7 protein-coding genes are annotated in these 5906 nt (G+C 66.4%); 4 read left to right on the top strand and 3 right to left on the bottom strand.

Features of this window, described 5'->3' with window-relative positions; all coding sequences use genetic code 11:
* Positions 1 to 144 precede the first annotated feature (144 nt).
* Together AX681_RS11855 and AX681_RS11850 are read right to left on the bottom strand one after the other, a co-directional pair.
* Complete coding sequence (locus AX681_RS11855) at positions 145 to 1674, bottom strand: sensor histidine kinase (protein WP_066659100.1); 1530 nt, start codon at positions 1672 to 1674, stop codon at positions 145 to 147.
* 53 nt (positions 1675 to 1727) lie between these two features.
* Positions 1728 to 1913, bottom strand: a complete 186-nt coding sequence (locus AX681_RS11850; protein ID WP_066659079.1) for a NepR family anti-sigma factor — start codon at positions 1911 to 1913, stop codon at positions 1728 to 1730.
* Positions 1914 to 2145: 232 nt separating this feature from the next.
* On the opposite strand from AX681_RS11850, the gene AX681_RS11845 reads away from it, so the two are divergent.
* The 3 genes from AX681_RS11845 (at position 2146) to AX681_RS11840 (ending at position 3833) form a co-directional block, all read left to right on the top strand.
* Positions 2146 to 2952 carry a response regulator gene (locus AX681_RS11845; RefSeq protein WP_066659078.1) on the top strand — a complete coding sequence of 269 codons (807 nt, stop codon included), beginning with the start codon at positions 2146 to 2148 and terminating at the stop codon, positions 2950 to 2952.
* Positions 2953 to 3001: 49 nt separating this feature from the next.
* On the top strand, positions 3002 to 3139 hold the full coding sequence (locus AX681_RS22495; RefSeq protein ID WP_197421870.1) for a hypothetical protein: 138 nt from the start codon (positions 3002 to 3004) through the stop codon (positions 3137 to 3139).
* Positions 3140 to 3218: 79 nt separating this feature from the next.
* Positions 3219 to 3833 carry a sigma-70 family RNA polymerase sigma factor gene (locus tag AX681_RS11840; protein WP_156442685.1) on the top strand — a complete coding sequence of 205 codons (615 nt, stop codon included), beginning with the start codon at positions 3219 to 3221 and terminating at the stop codon, positions 3831 to 3833.
* Positions 3834 to 3851: 18 nt separating this feature from the next.
* Here the strand turns inward: AX681_RS11840 and AX681_RS23205 are convergent, their stop codons facing one another.
* Positions 3852 to 3983, bottom strand: coding sequence for a hypothetical protein (locus tag AX681_RS23205; RefSeq protein ID WP_269450348.1), 132 nt, complete (start codon positions 3981 to 3983; stop codon positions 3852 to 3854).
* 149 nt (positions 3984 to 4132) lie between these two features.
* Here AX681_RS23205 and AX681_RS11835 point away from each other — a divergent pair.
* The coding region (locus AX681_RS11835) for a glutamine-synthetase adenylyltransferase (RefSeq protein ID WP_082749549.1) at positions 4133 to 5906 on the top strand (1774 nt) is incomplete at its 3' end.

Here is a 5906-nt window from a genome sequence, read left to right as displayed (position 1 = left end):
CTTCCGGGCCTGTGTCGTGGATAGCGAGAGCGGGGGGGCAAAAGGTCACTATCCGAAGTAGAAAACACCCAACCCGATCCCGGGTTCCGGCCTGCCGAAATTTTTTTCGCGTTTTTTTGCAGTCCCGCTGGCGGCGATGCGCGTTCAGGTCCGACCAGTGATCGCGATGGCGAGTTCGAATGCGCCGATCAGCGGATCGTGATGCAATTGCGACCGCAGCTGGCGCACCAGCCCGCCGATGACGCGGCCGTAGCGATGCTCATAAAGCGACTGGAATTCGGGGGAATCGGTCAGCGCGGGGGAGCTGATGCGCAATGTCGTGCTGTCGGGTTTGGCCGGATCGCTTTGCGTGGAAATGTTGATCTGCGCGCCGGGCGCGGCGAGCATTGCCAGCTCGACGATCTCGGTAATCAGAAAGGCGATCGCGACTGCGGCATCCTGTGACACCAGCAGCGGATCGATGTTGAGCATGATCCCGACCACGTTACGCTCGGGCGCGGTCGCGCGGATGTTCGAGGCGAGTTCGCCGATGACTGCGCGAATCTCGATGCCGCGCGTGTCCTCGAACCCGGCATAATGGTGGCGATGCACCACTGCGAGCGCGTCGACGCGGCGCTGGATCGAGGCATAGGCCTCCAGCGCGCCCGGCTCGGCTGCGACGCGGGCATGGAAGTTGATCAGGCTGGCGATGACCTGGAGGTTGTTCTTGACGCGGTGGTGCACTTCGCGGGTCAGCTTGGTCTGCCGCGACAGCCCTTCGGCAAGATCGCGCTCGTGCAGTTGCACGGTCTGGCTCAGCTCGCGAAAGGTGTCGCCGAGCGCGCGGATTTCCTGCGCCGGGATGTCGCTGCCGGCGATCGGCTCGATCACCTCGCCCGGCTGATAGGCCTCGACGGTGGTGCGCAGCCGCCGCAAGGGGCGGATCAGCAAGCGGTCGACCACGAACCACGCGATGGCGGCGGCAAGGAACCACATCAGGAATGGCGACAGGGCGGCGATGATCGCCGAGGACGTGACCGGCGCGCTCGGCACGGTCATCTGCAGCTGCAAATCCTCGATATCCAGATCCACCGTTTGGCTTTCGGTGCGGGCGAGCAACGTTTGCGCGCTGAATTCGCGCAGGACCAGAGCGCGGTCAGGACTGACCAGTTCCATCCCGAAATCATCGACCATCCCGGTCGGCGCGGCGGATTTGGCGAGGAAGGGGGTCGGGAAAAACGCCCGGGCGATATGCCCGGCGGGGCCTTCGACTTCGATCTGCGCACCCGAGCCGGGCAGCAGGCGGATCGGTGATGGTTGGTCGGACGCGGCGGGCGAGACCGCCGACGGGATCGGCTGGCCGCAGATCAGGCGTTTTTGCGGATCGAGCACGGCATAGCGGATGCCTTGGCTGGCCTGCGGCTCGAACAGGCCGGCCAGCCGTCCGCAATTGGGTGCCTGATCCGGCCCATTAGGAAGGGCGCCGCGCACCTCGCGCAGCTCCCATGCCAGCTCACCGCGCAGCGAGCGCGCCGCCTCGTTGGCGGCGATGCGCAGGCGTGCGCGCACCTCCTGATCGGCGATCCGCGTCGATTGCAGTGAGGCGAGAAACGCGATCAGCGCCAGCGGCAGCAGCGCGGCGCTCAGAATCAGGAAGACCTTGGCCCCGGTCGGCAAGCGGGCGACGGCGATCATCGGGCCAGCGCCGCCCCGGCGCGTCAACTCATCGACCGCCATGGGCGCGCAACTCAGTCGAGCTTGCGGAGCAGGTCGAGCAGGTCGTCGGGAATATCCTCACCAGCGGCATCCTGATAAACGCGCCGCAGCGCATCGCCGATATTGCGATCGGACTGCGGTGCCGCGCCACGCTTGCGCGGCGTCGGGTTCGCGCCGTCTGGCGGCGTTGCCTGGTTCTTGTCGTCGGCCGGAAACACCTCGTCCCCCTGATTGCCCGGGATACGGGCGGATGCACAAAATTTTCGACGGCTGCAAGCCATCGGCCATGCGACACAGGATCGAACAGCGGGGATGAAACCAATCCGAAGCTCGTTTGTTCCACAGGCGATGCGAAATCCGGGGAGGGGCTTCCTTTGGATCAGCATACGCCTTGTAATGTACTGATACCCTAGCCAAACAGCGGGTATCGCCGAAGGAGAATATGGTTCCATGTCGCTAGGACAGCAGCTCGCGCCTCACCTGCCTTTTCTGCGCCGCTATGGTCGTGCGCTCACCGGCAGCCAGACCGAGGGCGATCGTTATGTGCGCGCCACGCTCGAAGCGATCGTCGCGGCGCCGGAGGAATTTCCGCGCAGCGTCGATCCGCGGCTGGGGCTGTATCGCACCTTCCAGGCAATCTGGGGTTCGACCCACCGCGACGCCGATCGCGATCCCGGCGATGTCGGCAACCCGAGCGAGAATGAGGCGATAGCCCGTGCGCGCCTCGCCCGGCTCGCCCCGCGCTCGCGCCAGGCGCTGCTGCTGACGGCGATGGAGGGCTTCACCAGCGAGGACACAGCCTATCTGCTCGACGAGTCGGCGGATTCGGTCGAAGAACTGGTCTCGCAGGCATTGTCCGAGATCGAGCGCCAGACCCGCGCCCGCGTGCTGATCATCGAGGACGAGCCACTGATCGCGATGGATCTGGAAACGATCGTCCGCGATCAGGGCCATGACGTGACCGGCGTCGCCGTCACCCGCGACGAAGCCGTGGCACTGGCAATGGAAGATCGCCCCGGGCTGGTGCTCGCCGATATCCAGCTGGCGGACGACAGTTCGGGCATCGATGCAGTGAAGGACATTCTGGCGCAGTTCGATGTGCCGGTGATCTTTATCACGGCGTTCCCGGAGCGATTGCTGACTGGCGAGCGGCCCGAGCCGACCTTCCTGATCACCAAGCCCTTCCAGCGTTCGACGGTGAAGGCGGCGATCAGCCAGGCGCTGTTCTTCGACCAGGCGACCGTTCCGGCGACCTAAAAGTTCCATTTCTTACGGACCTAAAACGGTTCTGGGGGGTTGTGCGGTCATGGCTGACCAAAACGACCCCCTTCATATCGAGACGGATCGCGTGCGCGCCGGGGCAACCCCGCACATGACCCGCTATATCCTCGCCATCTCGCTGACGCTGGTCATCGTGATCTTCGCGATCTTCCTGCTGATCTGATGGATCAGCTTGGTGGATGTGCGCGACGCGCCTATCGCCAGCGGTGCGGCAGAACGCTGCGCAAGACGAACGGACTTTAATGAGCGACACCGACGAATATACGCCCGTTGAGCATGTTGCGCTCTCCGACCCCGAGTTCAAGAAGCAGCTCGCGGTCGTGATTCCGCATCTGCGCGCGTTCGGGCGCTCGCTGTCGGGCAGTCGCGATCTGGCCGACGATCTGGTGCAGGAAACGCTGATGAAGGCATGGGCCGCGCGCCAGCGGTTCCAGGCCGGCACCAATATGCGCGCTTGGACCTTTATCATCCTGCGCAACCTGTATCTTAGTCAGATGCGTCGCGCCCGATTCAAGGGCGAGTGGGACGATCTCGTCGCGGACCGCATTCTGGCTGCGCCGGCGAGCCAGGATCGGCACGTCGAACTCGCCGATATGCAGCGCGCCCTGCTGCACCTGCCACAGCCGCAGCGCGAGGCGCTGATTCTGGTTGGAGCGGGCGGCTTTGCCTATGAGGAAGCGGCCGAGATTTGCGGCGTCGCCGTCGGCACGATCAAGAGCCGCGTCGCGCGCGGCCGCGTTGCGCTGGAAGCATTGATGAGCGGGGGCGATCTCCCGTCGCGCGCGGACAGCGTCAGCGACGGGCGCAGCGCGCTGGACACGATCATGGACGAAGTCAACGAGCTCAGCCGCGAGTAGGGCGGCGCGCGGGGCGGATCAGCTGTGGCTGTCACGCCCCGCGGGCAGGTCGAACGCGCTCAGTTGAGCCAGCATGTCCCGCATATCGTCGGGCAAATGGCGATCCTTGGTATAGGTGTCGCGCAGCACGAAACCGATCGCATCGGTCACGCGTGGCGCTTCCACCCAATAGCCGCTATCGCGTTGCCCTGAGGACGATCGAGGTGCGTTGGAACCCATGCGATACAGAACGTCTCTTTTTGCAATTTGTTGCTTGACAGATCAGAAACTGTCTGATCGCCAGCCGAAACGATAATCGCATGGCCGGAGCAGATTCTGCGATTGACGGTGCAATTGCGCGTGCGTCCCGCAATGCGCCGTTCCTGGCGCACCTGATCGAGCGGGAGAACGCGCTGGTCGACACAATGGCGACGGCGGCGCGCGATCCGTTGAGCGCGGCGTGGATCGACGATCCCGCCATGCCACTGCCGCGCCGCCTGCGGATCGAGCGGCGGCGGCTCGCGTTGGCTGCGGCGATCGGCGACCTGTCGGGGCTGCTCGATTTCACCACGGTGACGCGCGCGTTGTCGGATTTCGCCGATTATGCGCTGGATGCGGCGATCGGTGGCGCCATTGCCGAGCGGGTGCCGGGGGCAGAGCCGCGCGGGCTGGCAGCGATCGCGCTGGGCAAGCAGGGGAGTCATGAGCTCAATTACTCGTCCGACATCGACCCGATCCTGATCTTCGACCCCGCCACCTTGCCGCATCGCGAGCGCGACGCGGTGGAGGAATCGGCGGTGCGGGTCGGGCGGCGGGTGGTGGAAATTCTGCAGTCGCGCGATGGCGATGGCTACGTGCTGCGCATCGACCTGCGGCTGCGACCGTCGCCCGAGGTCACGCCGATCGTGCTGCCCGCAGAGGCGGCGATCAGCTATTATGAATCGCAGGCGCTGCCATGGGAGCGCGCCGCCTTTATCCGCGCCCGCGCCGCGGCGGGTGACTGCGCGCTGGGGCAGGAGTTTCTCGACACGATCCGGCCCTTCGTGTGGCGGCGCGCGCTCGACTATGGGACGATCCGCGAAATTCGCGGCATCTCGCGCCGCATCCGCGATCATCATGCGCAGGGCCAGGCATTCGGTCCGGGCTTCGACCTCAAGCGCGGGCGCGGCGGCATTCGCGAAGTCGAGTTCTTTGCGCAGATCCACCAGCTGATCCATGGCGGGCGTGACCCGGCACTGCGCGCGCCGGCGACGCTGGACGCGCTGGCGGCGCTCGCTGCGGCGGGGCGGATCGACGCGGCGACGGCGACGACGCTGCGTACGGCGTATATCCTGTTTCGCACGATCGAGCACCGCGTGCAGATGATCGACGACCGCCAGACTCACGCGCTGCCGCATGGCGAGGCGTTGGATGCGGTGGCGCGGCTGCATGGGCTGGACGATGGAGGCGACCTGATCGCGCTGCTGCGCCCGCATGTCGAGGCGGTGGGGCAAATCTATGACGCGCTCGATGGCGAGGACGGGCGGCAGGGGCCGACCGGCACGACCGCGGTCGAAGCGGGGCTGGCCGAAGCGGGATTCCCCGACCCGGCAAGCGCGACCCGCCTGATCGAAGGGTGGCGCAGCGGGCGCTATCCGGCGCTGCGCAGCCCGCCGGCCCAGGCGGCGATGGAAGCGGCTTTGCCCCCGCTGATCGCCGCCATCGGCCAGTCGCCCGATCCGGGCGCGGCGCTGGCGCGGCTCGACACGATCCTGTCGCGGCTGCCGACGGCGCTCAACCTGTTCCACCTGCTCGAAGCGCGACCGACGCTGGCGCAATTGCTGGCGACGATCCTGAGCCACGCGCCGACGTTGGCCGATGCGCTGGCGCGGCGGGTTGAGCTGCTCGACGGGCTGATCGATGCGAGCGCGCTGGCGCCGGTGGGGTCGGTGGCCGAGCTGGCGCGGGACATGGCGCGGGGCGAGGCGGGGGACGATTATCAGCGGCTGCTCGACCGCGTGCGCCAGATCGTCGGCGAAAAACGCTTTGCGCTCGGCGCGCAGATCGTGGCGGGGGCGAGCGATCCGCTGGACGTGTCGGCAGGCTATGCGCGGG

This window comes from Sphingomonas sp. CCH9-E2 (assembly GCF_001557215.1).
Lineage (GTDB): Bacteria > Pseudomonadota > Alphaproteobacteria > Sphingomonadales > Sphingomonadaceae > Sphingomonas.
The sequence above is the reverse complement of the archived record's forward strand: the minus strand, read 5'-3'. Positions and strand labels throughout refer to the sequence as shown.

What these genes read in the sequence shown, in the direction of transcription:
- AX681_RS11855 (WP_066659100.1), bottom strand. Translation starts at nt 1,674, where the DNA reads ATGATCGCCGTCGCCCGCTTGCCGACCGGGGCCAAGGTCTTCCTGATT.
- AX681_RS11845 (WP_066659078.1), top strand. Translation starts at nt 2,146, where the DNA reads ATGTCGCTAGGACAGCAGCTCGCGCCTCACCTGCCTTTTCTGCGCCGC.
- AX681_RS22495 (WP_197421870.1), top strand. Translation starts at nt 3,002, where the DNA reads ATGGCTGACCAAAACGACCCCCTTCATATCGAGACGGATCGCGTGCGC.
- AX681_RS11840 (WP_156442685.1), top strand. Translation starts at nt 3,219, where the DNA reads ATGAGCGACACCGACGAATATACGCCCGTTGAGCATGTTGCGCTCTCC.